We start from the raw sequence: 17,336 nt of genomic DNA on the forward strand, positions 1-17,336 counted from the left end.
ATAAAACGATTATATTATTGAGTTAAAAACTTTATCATCTCGGCACCGGCCAACAAATAACAACCGATGGCAAAATCCTCGAAATCCGGCTTGCTGTCATATCCTACCGGCTGACCGTCTTTCGGTTCCTTACCGGTCCCTTGCACGTATCCCAGAAATCCGTCCGGATGCACCGCGTCGTGCATCAACGCATTCCATGCCTTTAATGCAGGCTCTCCAAAAACTTCGTCCGACAAGACCCCGTTGCGCATTCCCCATGCCATACCATACAGGAACAGCGCAGTACCGGTTGTTTCCGGACCTCCGTAATGAAATTCATCGGTCAGGCTGCAATTCCAGAAACCATCGCCCCGCTGGCATTTCTTCACTGAGAAAGCCATGGCAAGGAAATCATCCGTCAGCAATTTCTTGATGTCCGCAATCTCCTGCTTCTCGCCTCCGACAAACAAATCCTCCGCCCGTTCCATCTCGTCTATCGTACGTGCCAACGCTGCCATGACCCAACCATTCCCACGGCTCCAGTAGCAACTCTTCCCGTTCGGCTCCTTATAAGGCGGAATAAAATCGGCGTCACGCCACCACAAACCGTCTATCGTATTAAACAGTCCGACCTGTCCGGCACAGTCGCGCGTATAGCCATACAGTTCCCTCATCGTACGGAAATAGCGAATGTCCTGCTTGACTACGCCCATTTTGGCATAGACGGGCATGGCCATTTGCAAGGCGTCTATCCACGACCAATCCCCTCGTTCCGTACTGTTCACCACGTTATTGAGCATACGTTCCGTATTCCCCAAAACCTGGGCATCTTCATGCAGGCGATACAAATCAATATAAACCTGCGCGCAACATTGGTTGTCGGCATTACGTGTATGCGAACCTCCACGGAATCCCCACAAATTCGCCACAGCCCAATCCATGGCATATTCCACATAGCGAGGCTGTGGAGCAACTTCGTTCAAAGCCAACAGTCCCTCCATATACACACTGCGCGTCCAAATATTAGAGGGACGAACACCGTTTATCCGTATGGAATCCCCCGCCACAGGGTGCTGAGCCATAAAACGTTCGTTCACCAAAACCATCTGCTCTATCATAAGCTTCCTATCCGGTCGCCGACCGGCCATAAGCCCAGTGACACAAGATATAAAAAGGATTAACCACAGCGTTTTCTTCATTTAATATAGGTATTAATAAGAGCAAAGATAGTTTTTTTTCATCTTACCCTGAAAAAAATCCGGTTTTATTTTTGTATTTAAAAAATATATCCTACCTTTGCACGCGAAATCAAAAGCCGACATGGCTCAGTTGGTAGAGCATTTCATTCGTAATGAAAGGGTCCGGGGTTCGAGTCCCCGTGTCGGCTCAAAGGAAAAAGGAAGAAAATAATTTATATTTTCTTCCTTTTTTATTATCAAATTCCAGAATTGCTACTATAAGACAAAAGCAACCATCGTCTCAATTACATGAAAGATGGTTGCCTTTCCACGCGACAATCCTACTTGGGTTTCTTTAATCTTTCTATTCCTTAGCTTACCTCTAAAGCTGTTGGCCGCCTAAAATATGGCAGTCTTCCTCAGAGAGCTGTTTCAGGCACTCGGACAGATTGCTCGGCCGGATAACGATATTCGCCCGGTCTCCCTGGGCAAAGGCATACATATACTCGATAAAAATCTGATGCTCGGCCAACTTCTCCAAAATCTTAGACAGCGCACCGGCCACGTTCGGACAACTGATGCAAACCACATCGGTCAGAATCACTGCGAAATCTTTCGCACGCAATACTTCTACCGCCTTGTCTACGTCGGACACAATCAAACGAAGGATACCGAAATCCGTAGTCTCCGCCATACTGAAAGCGTGCATGTTGATACCTTGTTCGCCCAAAGCTTTGGTCACTTCGTTGATTCTCCCGCTTTTGTTTTCCAAGAAAACGGATAATTGTTTGATAGTCATACTCTTTCGTTTTTGAATTAAGCCAACACACGTTTATCTATCACTCGCGTACTTTTCCCTTCGCTCCTCGGCAGGCTGTTGGGTTCCACCAATTTCACTTCCGCACTGATGGAAAGCACGCTTTTCAGACGTTCGGCCAAACATTTCTTTAAAGCCAGCATACCGCCTAAATCGTCTGAGAAATTATCCGGACGCAACTCTACCTGTACCTCCAACATATCCATGTTGTTTTTGCGGTCTACCACCAACATGTAACGGGGCGCAAATTCCGGCATCTCCAGAATCACGTTTTCCACCTGCGAGGGGAACACGTTAATGCCGCGTATGATCAGCATATCGTCGCTCCGTCCGAGGATACGCGTAAAGCGTACACTGGTACGTCCGCATTCGCACGTGCCGGGCATCAATGTCGTCAGGTCTTTCGTACGGTAGCGCAACAGCGGCATTCCGGTCTTCGTCAGCGTAGTCAGCACCAACTCCCCTTCTTGCCCGAGCGGCAGTACCTCGCCGGTTTCCGGATGGATGATTTCCGGATAGAAATGGTCTTCCGCGATATGCGAACCGTTCTTGCAGCCGCACTCGTAAGCTACGCCCGGCCCCATGATTTCACTCAATCCGTAAATGTTGTAGGCCTGAACGCCCAAACGTTCTTCTATCTCGCGGCGCATGTTCTCCGTCCACGGCTCCGCCCCGAACGCGCCGATGCGCAACTTTAAATCGTCGGCCGAAAGCCCTTGCTTATGCAACGCCTCAGCCAGATACAGGGCATAGGAAGGCGTACAGGCAATACCCGTCACTCCAAGGTCTCTCAACAGACGGATATGTTTCTCCGTATTCCCGGTAGAAGTAGGCAATACGGTAGCCCCCAGATGCTCCACGCCATAATGGGCACCCAGTCCGCCCGTAAACAACCCGTAGCCATATCCCACGGAAACGATATCTCCACGCGTCACGCCATAGGCCGTCAACGCACGTGCTATCACTTCTTTCCAAATCTCCAGGTCACGATAAGTATAACCTACGATGGTGGGGTTGCCCGTCGTGCCGGAGGAGGCATGGATACGGACTATCTCGGACATGGGTGTAGCCAACAGGCCCACCGGATAATTATCACGCAAATCCGCCTTGGTCGTAAAAGGCAATTTCACAATGTCGTCTATCGTACGGATATCATCCGGAAGCAAATCCATTTCCTGCATCTTAGCCCGGTAGAAAGGCGTGTTATGATATACCAAATCCACCAACTTGTGCAGCCGTTTCCCCTGCAAGTCGCGCAATTCCTCACGACTCATGCACTCTTTATTCTTGTTCCAAATCATGTTTTCCATTTCGTCTAATTTAAAGGATGATCCAAACGGAAAGCCTTCATCCGCTCCTCCATGAGCGGATAAAGTTCCTCACGCATACGGGACGTACATGCCCTCACGCCGGGCTGCCCGCTGCCGGTTGTCTCCAACGAGATACTGCTCACTCCATAATATAACAGTTCGCGCAACAATTCGCCACCACTCATCCGGCCATAGCCCACGGTAAAGAAAAAACCGTCTCCCACCGGCCGCGTCACATCGTAGTCATACACGATGTGGAATCCGTTGTCGGTGAATATCTTCTTCATCCGTTCAGCCCGTCGGGCATATTCACGCACGTCGGCTGCAAAATCCAATTCTCCGTCCGTGGCCGCCCGCAGCATTTCGGCATAGCCATACTGCGTGGAGGCCGTACAACCGGAAGTTATCATATACAGCACCGAAGCCACGAAAGTCTGCCCGAACACGCCGGAGTCACCGTAACGTTCGGCCAACGCCGGATAATGCGTGTCGAACAATTTGTCGGACACACAAGCCACGGCCATCCGCTGCCCGGCATAGCTGAAGATTTTGGAGGAAGACAGCATAAGGATGTAATTGTCCGTATAGCGGGCCACCGTAGGCGGATAAGGTGCCTTCCAAGGTTGGCCCAAGTCCTGACGGAAGTCCATACAGAAATAAGCCATGTCTTCCAATACGATAACCCCGTAACGGGTGGACAACTCACCGATAATCGCCAGTTCGCTGTCCTCCAAGCAAATCCATGCCGGATTGTTCGGATTGGAGTAAACGATAGCCGCGATGTCGCCCTGTTTCAGATAACTCTCCAGCTTCTCCCTCAACGCCTCTCCCCGATAATGGTAGATGTCGAACTGTTCCCACTTCGCCCCGATGATGCGCAACTGGGATTTCTGGATGGGGAATCCCGGGTCGATGAACAGCACCTTGTCTTTTCCCGGCACGCACTGTGTGGTAATGACGAATGCCCCGAACGAGGCAGCCACCGAACCAGTCGTCGGAATGCAAGCCCGTGGCGAGATGTCTATATCGACAAAAGCCTTCACGAAGCGCGAAGCTTCGCGCTTCAGTTCTGGAATCCCGTCGGCTGCAGGATACTGCGCCCCCACTCCACGGTCCAAAGCGGCCTTCTCCGCTTCCACGCCGACACGATTGGCAGGCAGGCCCGGCGAACCTTGATCCATTCGGATGAATGGAATCCCCGTCTGTTGTTCCAAACGGGAAGCCACCAACAGCACCTCGCCGATGGTGGCATGGGCGAGGTCGGCAATCTGCAACTCCTTTACTACAGATGCCACCAACTCTTCACTAAAAACCTGATGTCCCATATCCGCTTACTTTAAGTCCGAAGCCGCATGCCCCAAATCGAAAGCCCGGCGGTTCATTTCCACTACAGCCTCCCCTTTTGTCCCGAACACACGGGCGATACTTTCACGCAACTCCTCCACAGACAGGATGTTCAGGTAACGGGCCGCAGCCCCCAACAGCATCACATTGGCGCACTTCGGCATGGAATGTTCCTTGGCCAATGCGTCCACATCCACCATGACGACATGGGGCAATGCCCTCAATTCGGCCATCAAAGCCTCGTCTTCGGGATAATTGGGAATGTTTTTGAACGGGGAAGAAGAGGTAATCACCCAACCCTCCTTATTTAAATAAGGTATATACCGCAAAGCCTCCATCGGCTCCAACGAGAGAATCATGTCGGCAGTTCCTACCGCAATCAAATCGGAAGCAATCTCCCCGTCGGACAAACGCAAGTTGGACTGCACGTCGCCTCCGCGCTGGCTCATGCCGTGCACCTCAGCCTGTTTCAAGGTCAACCCTGCCTGCGTGGCAGCCTCACCGATGATGGTGGCAATGGAAAGGATGCCTTGTCCTCCCACGCCCGAAAGAATTATATCTTGTTTCATGCTTTCTTTTCTGCTCTTTTCTGTTTCAACTTTCTGTTCAAGGTCTGTATGCACTCCCGGCGCGGGATGATGACCGACACCCCTTTGTACTCTATCTCTTCACGAAGAATACGCGTAATCTCGTCCATGTTCTTAGGCAACGGCACCACTACACGCACATGTTCCGGCTCCACCCCAAGCCCCAGGCAAATCGCCTCGAACTTGTTCGTACCGGCAGAGTCTTGCCCGCCGGTCATCGCCGTAGTCAGGTTGTCCGATATGATGACGGTAATCTGCGCCTTGTCGTTCACGGCATCCAACAATCCCGTCATCCCCGAATGGGTAAACGTGGAATCGCCGATGACTGCGATGGCCGGAAACACACCGGCGTCGGCCGCCCCTTTAGCCATCGTAATGGAAGCCCCCATGTCGAGGCAAGTGTCTATGGCACGGAAAGGCGGCAAAGCACCTAATGTATAACAACCGATGTCGGCAAACACGCGTGCATCGGGATATTCCTTTACCACTTCGTTCAAAGCCGTGTACACGTCGCGGTGGCCGCATCCCTGACATAAGGCAGGCGGGCGTCCCACCACATTCTTCGGGGCATCGAAGTAACGCTCCGGCCGGTGTCCCATAGCCGCAGCCACGCTGTCCGGCGTCAGTTCCCCCGTACGCGGCAAGTCGCCCGTCAGACGACCTCGTACGGGATAGTCTGCGGACAGCATCCCCCTCACGAGTTCTTCGGCAAAAGGCTGGCCGTCTTCCACCACCAGAATCTCACGACTGTCGGCAGCCAAGCGCCGCACCAAGTCAGCGGGCAAAGGATATTGGGTGATTTTAAGAATGTTGAACTTCTCCGCCGCCTCGCGTACCTCCGTCACATAGTTATACCCTATACCGCAGGCCAATATGCCCACCGGTTTCTCTCCCGAAGCCTGTTCGTAACGCGTGTAAGGAGCTTCGGCCGCAGCCTGTTCCAGACACGGTTGCTGTTCCACCAATGCGGCATATTTCCGGCGCGAATTGGCAGGAAGGAGCACCCAACTGGCCGGATCCTTCGCACAGGGCAACGCCCTCACCTCTTCGGCTTCTTCCTTCACCGTCACAGCGGCACGGGAGTGCGCCAAACGCATCACGATACGCATCAGCACCGGCAACTTCTCCCGTTCGGAAAGTTCGAAGCCGTATTGCATCATGTCGTACGCCTCTTGTTGAGTAGACGGTTCCAAGGTCGTTATCATGGAAAACTTACCGTAGAAACGGGAGTCCTGTTCATTCTGTGAAGAGTGCATGGAAGGGTCGTCCGCCACAACCACGATCATGCCGCCGTTCACGCCCGTAATGGCAGCGTTGACAAAAGCATCGGCCGCCACGTTCAGCCCCACGTGCTTCATGCAGGCTATCACACGCGCACCGGCGTAGGATGCCCCCAAAGCCGCTTCTACAGCTGTCTTCTCATTCGTACACCACGTGCTGTGCAAGCCTCGCGCACGCGCCAACGGGTGCCGTTGGATATATTCGGTGATTTCCGTGCTCGGTGTCCCCGGATAAGCGTATACTCCGCGAATGCCCGCATGGATAGCCCCGAGAGCTATGGCCTCATCACCTAACAAAAGTTTCTTTTCCATATCTTTATATCTACTGAGTTTAAATATTCAATGTAAAATCATCGGCATCATCCAATACCGGAAATTTGCGGCGAAATTCGGCCAGGCTGTCCATATCCACCTCCACCGTCACGGCATCTACCCGGCCCTGCTCACAGGCCGCTACCGTACGTCCGTAAGGGTCTATCACCAACGTGCCTCCGCAATACTCGCAAGACGGATCCGTCCCCACACGGTTCACCCCCGCCACATAGCACTGGTTTTCGATGGCCCTTGCCCGTAGCAAGGCCAACCAGGCTTCCACACGCGGCGTAGGCCAACTGGCCACATAGAGCGCCACGTCGTAGTCCTTCCGGTTGCGCGCCCATACGGGAAAACGTAAATCGTAGCAAATCTGGAGCAGGATTCGTACACCCCGGAACTCCACGACCACACGTTCCCGCCCGGCTGTAAAACGATAGTGCTCTCCACCGTACGTGAACAAATGCTTTTTGTCATACGAACGGACCGCCCCGTCCGGACTTACGAAATAGAAACGATTATAATACTTTCCGCCTTCCTGTACGGCCACGCTACCGGCCACGGCACAATCGTGCCCTGCGGCATAGCGGCGCATCCAGCGCAGCGTATCACTGTCCGCCGGTTCGGCCAGTCCTTCGGGTTGCGTACAGAACCCGGTGGAGAACATTTCGGGTAACACATATACATCCGACCCGGGACAAGCCTCCATCGCCTGCTCGGCATTCCTCACATTAGTTTCCGGATTCCCCCATGAAATATCTTGTTGCAAAAGTGTTATTTTCATACAATTTTGATATTAGATAGGCACAAAGGTAACGAAAATAAAAGAAAGAAGCATCTTTTTCCGATAAAGTATTCAAAAAAAGTAATGAACAAACGCAGCTCCGCCGCCTTTTTCCATGAAAAGGCGGCGGAGTAGCACGTTTTTTAGGGCTATATCTTTATTCAAAACGAAGACGGTAACTCTTCCCGGCCGATGTAGGAAATACCACTGCGCCATCGGCCTCCTGCGTAAAAGCCACCTTGCCGCCTTTCGACTTCTTCACCTCGACAAGTTTGGCATCCGGCAGGTACATCCGGCATTCCTGTCCGGCAGCTGAATGCACCCGGCCTTCCACCATCTTCCCGTCTTTCCACGCCACGTCGAAAACAAAACCTCCTTTTGCCTTCAGACCTTTGAAATGCCCGTCATCCCACGCCGAAGGCAAAGCAGGCAACAGATGCACGCCCTTCACGGTGTTCTGCAACATCATCTCGGCGATACCGGCCGTGGCTCCGAAATTTCCGTCTATCTGGAACGAAGGATGGGCACAGAACAGGTTCTCATACACACCTCCTGCATTGTCGTCCATGCTCACCACCGTCACGTCCGTAATATTTTGCGCCTGTTTCAACAAACGGTAAGCCCGTTCGCCATCCCACAAGCGTGCCCAACAAGCCACTTTCCAAGCCCGGCTCCATCCCGTGGCACCGTCGCCCCGTGAATCCAAAGCCACTTTGGCCGCCTCGGCATAACGTTTGTCTTTCAGGTAAGAAATCTGGTCGCAGGGGTACAAGGCCATCAAATGAGACAAGTGTCGCTGATGATCTCCTTGTTTATCCTCCTGTATGGTCCATTCCTTGATTTGCCCCCATGAACCGACATGCAGGCCATTGTCCAAACGGGAGAATTTCTCTTTCAGTTCCGATACGAAAGCATCATCGACAGCCAACACACCGGCTGCAGCCAATGTTTCCTCGAACAAGGCGTACACCAACTGTTGGGCGTAGGCCACGCCGTCTTCCCAAGGCCCGTGTTCGGGTGACCATTCGTTGGGAGCCACCAACCGTCCTTCTGTATTTTCCTTCAAGCGGTCGAACCAATACTGGCAAGTCACCTTCATGACGGGCCAGGCCGTGTCGCGCAAATATTCCTTATCTAAAGTATAAGCATAATGTTGCCACAGGTGAGTGCAATACCAGGCATTGGCCGGACGGTTAATCAACCAGTCCGTATAACCGAAGATATTGTTCTGCGTGTGTACGGCCCATCCGCGACAATTCTCTTTCCGTGCCACTTGTTGCCACGAGCCTCCGTCCTTCAAAGCCTCGGTAGACACGTAGGTGATGAACGGGGCATAGCATTCCGAAAGGTTGGCCACTTCGGCAGGCCAATAATTCATCTGCACGTTGATATTGCTATGGTAGTCGCACTCCCATGCAGGATTGTTCACGTTGTTCCACAACCCTTGCAGGTTGCTGGGCAACTGGCCTCCGCGCGAAGAGCCGAGCATGAGGTAACGCCCATACTGGAAATAGAGCATGTCAAGGTAAGCATTGTCTTTATGCTCACGCACGAGCACGTCCGTCGTATAATCCGGCTGCTCCGCATCCAAATCCAACTCCACACGGGCAAAGAGAGGTTGGTAATCTGCCAGATGCACCGCTTTCAACTTCTTGTAAGACTTCCGCGCAGCCTTGTCCATCCGGGCCGATACCCGTCGGTGTATCTCGTCCGCATCTCCGCGCGTGTACGTCGGCGAAGCGAGGTCGAAATTGGTCGCACCGGTCAGCACGACCGTCACCGCATCCGCCCCTTTCACCTCCAACCGGTCGGATTTCGTCTCCACCATGCCGCCGTCGGCCTGCAAGCGAGCCTGTGCCTCGTAGGACAACAAATCCAACGTGCCTTTGATGGTCATCGTATGGCCGTCCACCCGGGTCATCCCCTGCCGTCCGTCCTGCATCCGCAGGGAGAAGTTCAGTTTGCCTTTATGTCTGGGCGTCGTCAGCCGCACCACAATCACGCTGTCCGGATTACTGGCAAAATATTCGCGCAGGTAGTCCACTCCGTCAATCGTATAAGACACACGTCCTATGGCATCGTCCAAGGAAAGTTCCCGACGGTAATTGGTGCAAGTTTCCGGCGTATCGAACTCGAAAAACAAGTCGCCCATGTTCTGGTATGCCCCACGCCGGGTCGTACTGCCGGCCCACAACGTCTTGTCGTTGAACTGCAACCGTTCCTTGGCCACACCCCCGAAGAACATAGCCCCGATTCCCCCGTTACCGACCGGCAAGGCCGATGTCATCCACACTTTAGCCGGCTCGTCATACCACAGTTTCATCGGTACGCGTTCCGCATCTGCCGCCGCTGCATACAAACAAGCGGCCAGACCTAAAAAGTATTTTCCCACTCTCATTTTCGTGTTTCTTTTCTTTTGTTCTTATATTTAACGTAATGAAGTGCAAAATTAACGATTCCACGCTTCACACAGTAGAACAAACCCGTCAAAAAATAGGAGAATATCGATAAAACGGCCTCCACTACCGCCTAAGCCATGCTTCATGCAAAAAAATATCCCATCGCAAATATTTTGCAATCTTTCCCAAAAACATACTTCCTTTCCCGGATATTTTGACTATTTTTGTTTTTACGAAAATAGGATGCGGCACGGCATAGCCCAACCAGGGAAACTTTGTTTCCCGTTTGCCTCTGCGCCTGCCTTTCACTATTTTTGGAGCATTGCAACAAACCATACGTAACGAAACATGAAAGACCGGATAAAAATAATCGTGGGCGACATCACACAACTGCAAGTGGATGCCATAGTAAACGCCGCGAACTGTTCCCTGTTGGGAGGCGGGGGCGTGGACGGGGCCATACACCGCGCTGCGGGCAAAGAATTGTTGGAAGAATGCCGCACGTTGGGCGGCTGCCGGACCGGCGAGAGCAAGATGACCGGGGCATACAGGCTGCCCTGCAAGAAAATCATCCATACCGTCGGACCCGTATGGCACGGCGGAGGGCACCACGAAGCCGAGTTGCTGGCATCCTGCTACGCCACCGCCTTGCAAATGGCCGAGGCCCACCACCTGAAAAGCATCGCCTTTCCTTGCATCAGCACCGGTGTGTACGGTTATCCGCACGCGGCTGCCGCAAAAATAGCTTGGGATACTATCAAGAAGCACATCCAGAATGGGGCATACAAAGGCGAAGTCGTGCTATGCTGTTTCCGCGAAGAAGATGCAGAAATATACAACAAACTCATGCAAGAAGACGAAATATGAAAAGTTTTAAACCTCAACCGTGGCTGTTGCCACAACCCGTGCTGATTATCGGCACTTACGACGAACAAGGACGGCCCAACGCCATGAACGCGGCCTGGGGCGGACAATGGGACATGAAAGAAATCATGATTTCAATGGGCAAGCATGCCACCACCGAAAACCTGAACCGCCAAGGGGACTTCACAGTGGCCTTTGCCACCCAAGCCACCATGACGGCGGCCGACTACGTGGGCATCGTCAGCGCAAAGAACAACCCGCAAAAGATGGAAAAAACGGGATGGACGGCCGTACGGTCGGAAAACGTCGACGCCCCGGTCTTCACCGACTTCCCGATGACATTCGAGTGCCGGATTAAAGAAAAAATACATGAATCGGACACCGGATATTACATCGTCGCGGAGGTCGTGAACATCCTTGCTGATGAAAAATACCTCGCCAATGATGGCAAACCGGACATGGAGAAGATGGGGCTGATTGTCTTCGACCCCGTCCACCACAACTACGCCGGTCTCGGCCAGACCGTTGGAAAAGCCTTCTCCGACGGCAAGAAACTGAAATAGGGCAAGTTGTCAAATCGACAGCCCCACCCTTCCGAGAATGCTTTATTCGGACACGGAACGGGGCTTCGACGAAAACAAACGATTCTCGCCTGCCGGTGTTTTAGCATAATGACAGCCCGGCAGGCTTCTTCCATTCCACAATGTCACACGGGAGACCACAATACAAGGTTATTTCTTTCCTTCCTGTCAACAAAAACAAGCATCAGGTTTCTTTCTGCATGAAAATTTCGTAGACCAAAAACCACCAAACAGACGAAAAAAGGATACTTAAAGCACGTTCCGTCTTCGCCCGGCTCCGTAAAATCCGGCCATACAAGGAGAATTCCGGATTTTCATGCGGAAGAAAATTTTGCATACTGCTCCAAACGAAAAACCGCTTGGCTGAAAGCGATTCCGGTTTATACGGTTTTTATGCATCAGAAATGCCAAAAGCCGTATAAATATACATCGTTTTGTATATCCGCACGTCCAAATCGCTGCTTTTCACAGCCGCCATCCGCTTCGTTTTTTGACGTTTTGTTATCCAAAAAGTCCCTCATGACGTACACGACGTCACAAGGGTCTTTCCTTTCGTCAACTTCCACAAAGGGTAGGAAACCTTATTTCACGACTGTCTTGTAAGAGCCGTTGCCGACCTTGACGATATAAAAACCTCATTCGAGCGTAATCTCTTCCGTCTGGTTGTTTGCTTTCTGCTGAACGGCCACTTTACCGGAAAGCGTAAATACCATGTATAATACGTTTAAAGTAAAACATCCAGAAGGGGTATTGCAAAGTACTATATGAAAAGTGAACAAATCGTTCATCCTTTTGTAAAAAAATAGAGTCAAGTAATTTAATAAAAAGGATGTGTTTTCGAGTTTTATTCGTAACTTTGTACCAGACATCAAAGCATTCTATGGACAAGAAAGAAACATTTGATAGAATTGAGTTTGTGGTGGCATGTGTCGGGGCATTTGCCCAACGATTTAAGCTCTCCAACCCACAAGCCTACGCTTATTTGCGCCGTTTTACCGGCATAGATTTTCTTCTTGATTGCTATGCCGCCGAACACACCCTATCCATTGACGATGCGGTCTCTGACCTCCAAGTACTCTGTAGCCGGAAAGGGGGACGGATATGATTAGACTCTATCATGGCTCAAACATGGCCATTGAACAAATTGACCTCTCCCGAAGTAAACGAGGCAAGGATTTCGGGCAAGGCTTCTATCTCAACGCCAATCCCGACCAAGCTATGGAAATGGCTATACGCACCGCACGCTTTATGAATGAAGGACAGCCCCCATTGTCGTGTTTTGATTTTGATGAGACTAAGGCTGACAAAGCGAGGCTTCACATCAAAGTGTTTACAGACTATTCAGAAGAATGGGCTGAATTTGTGGTGATGAACCGCAAGAATGCCTCAGATATACCAGCACATTCATACGACATTGTAATCGGCCCGATTGCTGACGATACAGTTGGCGTTCAGATACGACGTTACATGATGGGCTATCTTTCAGCAGCCGCACTTGTTGAGGAACTGAAATTTAAGGGAAATCATGCTGTTCAATACTTTTTTGGCACTCACCGCGCCATAGAAATTCTAAAACACATCGAGCTATGACACAAGATATACAGTTTCAGATAGAATGCCTTGCCGCAGAACTGACCGAAATGCTTATGTCTGAATATGGTTGGGACATTCGTCGCGCCCTTGACGAATTGTATTCCTCTACCACATTTGCCAAACTCAACGAGCCAGAGTACGGCTTATATTATCAAGGTGCCGTCTATATATTCCAATTCCTCAAATCAGAAATTGAAACCGGCAAAATCGCATGAATTTATTAATATTTTCAAAGTCGTCAAAAATCACTTCTTCCCATATTCCACATCACCTTCGGCTACCATGCCAGAGGCTTCTTCATGCCCGCCCATATCATAAAGCCTTGGCGTTTTCAGTTCGAACCGCTCCAAGAATGTGTGGTTGATATGGTACTCTATTTCCAACAACGTCTGCTTCCTCACTGCCGGTTTCAACTGGCACTCCCAAACCGTCATTACTCGCCAACCCATCTGTTTCAACGCTTCCTTGTCACGAGCGTCACGCTGCTTGTTGCGCTCTATCTTCTTCCTCCAAAAGTCGATATTGGAATGCGGCAGATGCCCGTCCACCTCGTGCCCGTGCCAAAAGCACCCGTGTATGAAAATCACAATGCCATACTTGCGCAGCACGATATCCGGCGTGCCGGGCAAGCCCTTCACGTTCTTACGGTAACGGTAACCGCGCGAGAAGAGGTAACGGCGGACAATCCACTCGGGTTTCGTATCCCGGCTCCGTATCCTCGCCATGACGGCAGAACGCTTTTTCTTGCTCCAAATATCCATGCTGTTTGACTTTATCACAAAACCTCCCCGCATCCACCATGACAGATGAATACGAGGAGAATAGAAATAAATCCAAAATAAATTACCACAACTCCAACGCCACAATACTCATCGGTGGCATCTTCACAGTCAACTTTCCGTTTTTCAGTTTCGCCCCCTTGAAGTCCGCAGGCTTCACCACGTCGGGCTGCTCAAAGGTGTTCTTGTCCGTGATGGCCTTACAGGTCAATATGCGTCCTGCAACGGATTTCATGCCTAAATCGGACAAATCGACAGTGACTTCGTTGGAGTTCTCCAAATCCACGTTGGACAGCGAAATATGCACCGCACCGTCCTGCGCCTTGGAAGCCGTGGCACCAAGCATCGGCAGCGTGCGCTGCTCGCCGTCCTGCCCCATGCGTGCACGCACTTGCTTGTTCTCGCACTGCACCTCTATCGGCAAGTAAGTAGCGTCCTGATGCACGTTGTACATCTGGAATACATAATAGGAAGGCGTCAGCACCATCTTGTCGTCCTTTGTCAGAATCATGCTTTGCAACACATTGGCTATCTGCGCGATATTGGCCATCTTGATACGGTCGGTGTACTTGTGAAACACGTTCAGCGAAAGGGCTGCCACGAAAGCATCACGCATCGTATTCTGTTGGTACAAATGCCCACGGACGGTTCCGGGTTCTTCATCCCACCATGTCCCCCACTCGTCCACCATCAGAGCCACGCGCTTTTTAGGGTCATACTTGTCCATGACGGCCGAATGTTCCTTGATGCAGTTCTCGATGTCAAGGCACTTGCCCATCGTCCAATAATAATCTTCCGGAGTGAAGTCCGTAGCCGAACCTTTACTACCCGACCATCCGGCCACGGTATAATAATGGAGCGAAAGGCCGTCCATCTGGTTACGCGCCTGCTTCATCATCGTTTCCGTCCAATGCAAATCATATTCCCCCGACCCGCTAGCTATCTTGAACAAACGGTTTCCGTTATAGTTACGACAATAAGTCTGGTAGCGGCGATACAGGTCGGCATAATATTCCGGACGCATGTTACCGCCGCATCCCCAACTTTCATTGCCCACACCGATGTATTTCACACGCCACGGCTTCTCGCGACCGTTCTGCTTGCGCAACTTGGCCATCGGGCCGTCCTCGGCCGTCATGTATTCCACCCACTGCGCCGTCTCCTGCACCGTGCCGCTCCCCACATTCATGGACACATACGGCTCGCACTCCAACAGCTCGCACAAGTTCAGGAATTCATGTGTACCGAAACTGTTGTCCTCCACGGTGCCACCCCAGTTGTTGTTCACCATACGCGGACGATTCTCTTTGGGGCCGATACCGTCCATCCAATGATATTCATCGGCAAAACAACCTCCCGGCCAACGCAACACGGGTATCTTCAGGTCCTTCAAGGCCTGAAGCACATCGTTCCGGTAACCGCCCGTATTGGGAATAGTTGAATTCTCGCCCACCCATAATCCACCGTAAATACACGTTCCGAGGTGTTCGGCAAACTGACCGTAGATTTCTTTGGGAATGGATTGTTTGGCCTGATCGGGAAACAATCGGACTTGTGAATCTTTCTGCGCCGCAAGCGGCAAAACGGCCATCAGGGCCGCACTCATCATTAGCTTTCTTACCTTCATGATATTAAAATGAGATTAAATCGTTGCAAATATACATATCTTTTTTGAAAACCCTTCCTTTTTTGGTTAACTTTGCACGATTAAGAAACAGAATTTCATCATGGAAAAGAAAGAAGCATTCAAAAAATGGGGAATTCCAGCTGCCGGCATCATCGTGGTCTTGTGGGGACTATGGACTTACCTGACATTCTTCCATGCCACATTCGGCATCGAAAACACTGTATACCTTTATATAGATACAGACGATACACCGGATTCCGTACGGGTCAAAATCAAAAACACAGCCCGTCCGGGCATCTCTTCCGGTTTCCCCGTGCTATCCGCACTAAGCGGCTACACCGTGAAAAGCGGATGCTACACCGTGGAACCGGAAGATAACATGTTCAGCGTATTCCGCCGACTGAAGCAGGGACGCCAGACACCCGTCCGGTTGACTATTCCCAACGTACGGACGATGGAGCGTCTGGCCGGCGCATTAGGAAAAAAACTCATGATGGACTCTGCCGTCGTGGCGCAACACTTTGCAGACTCCGCCTTCTGCCGTCAGTACGGCTATGACACCTCAACGATTGCTTGTCTGTTCATCCCCAACACGTATGAAGTATATTGGAATACAAGTCTGGAGGATTTCATGAAACGCATGCAGAAAGAAAACACCACATTCTGGAACGAAGAAAGGCTTCGCCGGGCGGAAGCAGCCGGATTGACACCGAACGAGGTCGTCACCCTGGCCTCCATTGTGGACGAAGAAACGGCCAACAATGCCGAAAAACCCATGGTAGCCGGCATGTATATCAACCGACTGCATACCGGCATGCCCCTGCAAGCCGACCCGACGGTCAAGTTTGCCCTGCGCGATTTCTCCCTCCGAAGAATTTACCATAACCACCTGAACGTAGAAAGCCCCTACAACACTTACCGGAACATCGGCTTGCCTCCCGGCCCCATCCGTATCCCTTCCATCGTCGGTATCGATGCCGTATTGAACCATGTCAAGCACGACTACCTGTATATGTGCGCCAAAGAGGACTTTTCCGGTACACACAACTTTGCACGCACCTACCGCGAACATCTGGCTAACGCTGCCAAATACTCGAAAGCCCTCAACCAAAGAGGTATCAAATAACAAAACAAAATCCGAAACATAAACAAAGGGAACCGGGCATCACTGCCCAGTTCCCTTTAATTATTAACTTAAATAATATATGAAAAAACCTATTAAAAGAATCCATTCTAACCGTACATCCGCTGTAAACTGCAACCGACAGCCCTTTCGGCCTTACGCAACTGATATTCCACCACGCGTTTAGTGATATTCCTGGCCTCTGCCACTTCGAGGTAAGTCTGCCCTTCCATGTGGACATCCAGAAACACCTCCTGCTGCAAAGCCGGCATGTTGGATAATGTCTCACCGATGATACGAAATAGTTCCTTATGGCACAACGCCTCGAACTCACTATCCGAAAAACGGTCTGCCGTCTGCTTCAACTTGTTTTCTATTTGTTTGAAGCGCGACCTGCGGCGAAGATAATCCATACACTTGTTATGAATCATAGAGAAAAACAGACCGACTATATTCCTTTCGCGGTTCAGCTTTCCCTTTTGTTCCAAGAAACGCAGCAAAACGTCGCTTACGATGTCACGTGCGTCTTCATTATTAAAGACATACATCGAAGCATATCGCAGAGCCTGCCGATAGTGGCACTCATAAAAATCTGCAAAGTCAAATCTTTCTTCCATGTTCTCACGGTTTTTCATTAGGACTTCGCAAATGTAACGGGTGTGTGCAAAACACTACTGCATAAAGCGTCGCAAAACACTGTGCCAAGCGTTGCAAAACACCAGTTACAACATATCATGCATATAAAAACAACATTTTATACATAAACCCGATATTCCCGA

17 protein-coding genes and 1 tRNA gene are annotated in these 17,336 nt (G+C 51.0%); 7 read left to right on the forward strand and 11 right to left on the reverse strand.

Going from position 1 to position 17,336, the window contains the following annotated elements; genetic code table 11:
• Window positions 1-14: 14 nt before the first annotated feature.
• On the reverse strand, window positions 15-1,178 hold the full coding sequence (locus HMPREF9442_RS13280) for a glycoside hydrolase family 88/105 protein (protein WP_008629550.1): 1,164 nt from the start codon (window positions 1,176-1,178) through the stop codon (window positions 15-17).
• Window positions 1,179-1,293: 115 nt separating this feature from the next.
• Here HMPREF9442_RS13280 and HMPREF9442_RS13285 point away from each other — a divergent pair.
• Window positions 1,294-1,366 (forward strand) — tRNA-Thr (locus HMPREF9442_RS13285).
• Window positions 1,367-1,539: 173 nt separating this feature from the next.
• Here the strand turns inward: HMPREF9442_RS13285 and HMPREF9442_RS13290 are convergent.
• The 7 genes from HMPREF9442_RS13290 to HMPREF9442_RS13320 form a co-directional block, all read right to left on the reverse strand.
• Entirely contained in the window at window positions 1,540-1,956 is a 417-nt protein-coding gene (locus tag HMPREF9442_RS13290) for an ACT domain-containing protein (protein WP_008629551.1), read from the reverse strand.
• Between the two features lie 17 nt (window positions 1,957-1,973).
• Window positions 1,974-3,275, reverse strand: coding sequence for a phenylacetate--CoA ligase family protein (locus HMPREF9442_RS13295; protein WP_040603162.1), 1,302 nt, complete (start codon window positions 3,273-3,275; stop codon window positions 1,974-1,976).
• A 14-nt stretch (window positions 3,276-3,289) separates the two neighbouring features.
• The gene (locus HMPREF9442_RS13300) at window positions 3,290-4,609 is read right to left on the reverse strand and encodes an aminotransferase class I/II-fold pyridoxal phosphate-dependent enzyme (protein WP_008629555.1); all 1,320 of its coding nucleotides are present in this window, start codon (window positions 4,607-4,609) and stop codon (window positions 3,290-3,292) included.
• Window positions 4,610-4,615: 6 nt separating this feature from the next.
• Window positions 4,616-5,197: an indolepyruvate oxidoreductase subunit beta gene (locus HMPREF9442_RS13305; protein ID WP_008629557.1), complete on the reverse strand. Its 582-nt coding sequence runs from the start codon at window positions 5,195-5,197 to the stop codon at window positions 4,616-4,618.
• Window positions 5,194-6,807 (reverse strand): thiamine pyrophosphate-dependent enzyme, encoded by a 1,614-nt coding sequence (locus tag HMPREF9442_RS13310; RefSeq protein ID WP_008629559.1) that lies wholly within the window; start codon window positions 6,805-6,807, stop codon window positions 5,194-5,196. Before HMPREF9442_RS13310 ends, HMPREF9442_RS13305 begins: the two co-directional genes overlap by 4 nt.
• A 19-nt stretch (window positions 6,808-6,826) precedes the next feature.
• Window positions 6,827-7,591 (reverse strand): amidohydrolase, encoded by a 765-nt coding sequence (locus tag HMPREF9442_RS13315; RefSeq protein ID WP_008629562.1) that lies wholly within the window; start codon window positions 7,589-7,591, stop codon window positions 6,827-6,829.
• 157 nt (window positions 7,592-7,748) lie between these two features.
• Window positions 7,749-9,989, reverse strand: a complete 2,241-nt coding sequence (locus tag HMPREF9442_RS13320) for a glycoside hydrolase family 95 protein (RefSeq protein WP_008629564.1) — start codon at window positions 9,987-9,989, stop codon at window positions 7,749-7,751.
• Window positions 9,990-10,338: 349 nt separating this feature from the next.
• Here HMPREF9442_RS13320 and HMPREF9442_RS13325 point away from each other — a divergent pair, with 349 nt between their 5' ends.
• The 5 genes from HMPREF9442_RS13325 (at window position 10,339) to HMPREF9442_RS13345 (ending at window position 13,243) form a co-directional block, all read left to right on the forward strand.
• Window positions 10,339-10,857 carry an O-acetyl-ADP-ribose deacetylase gene (locus HMPREF9442_RS13325; protein WP_008629570.1) on the forward strand — a complete coding sequence of 173 codons (519 nt, stop codon included), beginning with the start codon at window positions 10,339-10,341 and terminating at the stop codon, window positions 10,855-10,857.
• Complete coding sequence (locus HMPREF9442_RS13330; RefSeq protein WP_008629572.1) at window positions 10,854-11,417, forward strand: flavin reductase family protein; 564 nt, start codon at window positions 10,854-10,856, stop codon at window positions 11,415-11,417. Before HMPREF9442_RS13325 ends, HMPREF9442_RS13330 begins: the two co-directional genes overlap by 4 nt.
• Window positions 11,418-12,315: 898 nt before the next feature.
• The gene (locus HMPREF9442_RS13335; RefSeq protein ID WP_008629580.1) at window positions 12,316-12,540 is read left to right on the forward strand and encodes a DUF3791 domain-containing protein; all 225 of its coding nucleotides are present in this window, start codon (window positions 12,316-12,318) and stop codon (window positions 12,538-12,540) included.
• A complete protein-coding gene (locus tag HMPREF9442_RS13340; RefSeq protein ID WP_008629582.1) occupies window positions 12,537-13,025 on the forward strand; it encodes a DUF3990 domain-containing protein in 489 nt (162 codons plus the stop codon). The genes HMPREF9442_RS13335 and HMPREF9442_RS13340 overlap by 4 nt, the downstream gene beginning before the upstream one ends.
• A complete protein-coding gene (locus HMPREF9442_RS13345; RefSeq protein ID WP_008629583.1) occupies window positions 13,022-13,243 on the forward strand; it encodes a hypothetical protein in 222 nt (73 codons plus the stop codon). Before HMPREF9442_RS13340 ends, HMPREF9442_RS13345 begins: the two co-directional genes overlap by 4 nt.
• A 30-nt stretch (window positions 13,244-13,273) precedes the next feature.
• On the opposite strand, the gene HMPREF9442_RS13350 is transcribed toward HMPREF9442_RS13345, so the two are convergent.
• Window positions 13,274-13,789 carry a very short patch repair endonuclease gene (locus tag HMPREF9442_RS13350; protein ID WP_040603163.1) on the reverse strand — a complete coding sequence of 172 codons (516 nt, stop codon included), beginning with the start codon at window positions 13,787-13,789 and terminating at the stop codon, window positions 13,274-13,276.
• Between the two features lie 82 nt (window positions 13,790-13,871).
• The gene (locus HMPREF9442_RS13355) at window positions 13,872-15,413 is read right to left on the reverse strand and encodes an alpha-N-arabinofuranosidase (protein WP_172634412.1); all 1,542 of its coding nucleotides are present in this window, start codon (window positions 15,411-15,413) and stop codon (window positions 13,872-13,874) included.
• Between the two features lie 121 nt (window positions 15,414-15,534).
• Between HMPREF9442_RS13355 and mltG the strand changes: the two genes are divergently transcribed.
• Entirely contained in the window at window positions 15,535-16,560 is a 1,026-nt protein-coding gene (gene mltG / locus HMPREF9442_RS13360) for an endolytic transglycosylase MltG (RefSeq protein WP_008629589.1), read from the forward strand.
• Window positions 16,561-16,667: 107 nt separating this feature from the next.
• Here mltG and HMPREF9442_RS13365 read toward each other — a convergent pair whose 3' ends face one another.
• The gene (locus HMPREF9442_RS13365; protein ID WP_232038343.1) at window positions 16,668-17,174 is read right to left on the reverse strand and encodes a sigma-70 family RNA polymerase sigma factor; all 507 of its coding nucleotides are present in this window, start codon (window positions 17,172-17,174) and stop codon (window positions 16,668-16,670) included.
• Window positions 17,175-17,336: the final 162 nt, after the last annotated feature.

This window comes from Paraprevotella xylaniphila YIT 11841, assembly GCF_000205165.1.
GTDB lineage: Bacteria > Bacteroidota > Bacteroidia > Bacteroidales > Bacteroidaceae > Paraprevotella > Paraprevotella xylaniphila.

Bases quoted from the DNA above. Each gene is read 5' to 3' on its own strand.
- HMPREF9442_RS13280 (WP_008629550.1), bottom strand. From the start codon at position 1,178: ATGAAGAAAACGCTGTGGTTAATCCTTTTTATATCTTGTGTCACTGGG.
- HMPREF9442_RS13290 (WP_008629551.1), bottom strand. From the start codon at position 1,956: ATGACTATCAAACAATTATCCGTTTTCTTGGAAAACAAAAGCGGGAGA.
- HMPREF9442_RS13295 (WP_040603162.1), bottom strand. From the start codon at position 3,275: ATGATTTGGAACAAGAATAAAGAGTGCATGAGTCGTGAGGAATTGCGC.
- HMPREF9442_RS13300 (WP_008629555.1), bottom strand. From the start codon at position 4,609: ATGGGACATCAGGTTTTTAGTGAAGAGTTGGTGGCATCTGTAGTAAAG.
- HMPREF9442_RS13305 (WP_008629557.1), bottom strand. From the start codon at position 5,197: ATGAAACAAGATATAATTCTTTCGGGCGTGGGAGGACAAGGCATCCTT.
- HMPREF9442_RS13310 (WP_008629559.1), bottom strand. From the start codon at position 6,807: ATGGAAAAGAAACTTTTGTTAGGTGATGAGGCCATAGCTCTCGGGGCT.
- HMPREF9442_RS13315 (WP_008629562.1), bottom strand. From the start codon at position 7,591: ATGAAAATAACACTTTTGCAACAAGATATTTCATGGGGGAATCCGGAA.
- HMPREF9442_RS13320 (WP_008629564.1), bottom strand. From the start codon at position 9,989: ATGAGAGTGGGAAAATACTTTTTAGGTCTGGCCGCTTGTTTGTATGCA.
- HMPREF9442_RS13325 (WP_008629570.1), top strand. From the start codon at position 10,339: ATGAAAGACCGGATAAAAATAATCGTGGGCGACATCACACAACTGCAA.
- HMPREF9442_RS13330 (WP_008629572.1), top strand. From the start codon at position 10,854: ATGAAAAGTTTTAAACCTCAACCGTGGCTGTTGCCACAACCCGTGCTG.
- HMPREF9442_RS13335 (WP_008629580.1), top strand. From the start codon at position 12,316: ATGGACAAGAAAGAAACATTTGATAGAATTGAGTTTGTGGTGGCATGT.
- HMPREF9442_RS13340 (WP_008629582.1), top strand. From the start codon at position 12,537: ATGATTAGACTCTATCATGGCTCAAACATGGCCATTGAACAAATTGAC.
- HMPREF9442_RS13345 (WP_008629583.1), top strand. From the start codon at position 13,022: ATGACACAAGATATACAGTTTCAGATAGAATGCCTTGCCGCAGAACTG.
- HMPREF9442_RS13350 (WP_040603163.1), bottom strand. From the start codon at position 13,789: ATGGATATTTGGAGCAAGAAAAAGCGTTCTGCCGTCATGGCGAGGATA.
- HMPREF9442_RS13355 (WP_172634412.1), bottom strand. From the start codon at position 15,413: ATGAGTGCGGCCCTGATGGCCGTTTTGCCGCTTGCGGCGCAGAAAGAT.
- mltG (WP_008629589.1), top strand. From the start codon at position 15,535: ATGGAAAAGAAAGAAGCATTCAAAAAATGGGGAATTCCAGCTGCCGGC.
- HMPREF9442_RS13365 (WP_232038343.1), bottom strand. From the start codon at position 17,174: ATGGAAGAAAGATTTGACTTTGCAGATTTTTATGAGTGCCACTATCGG.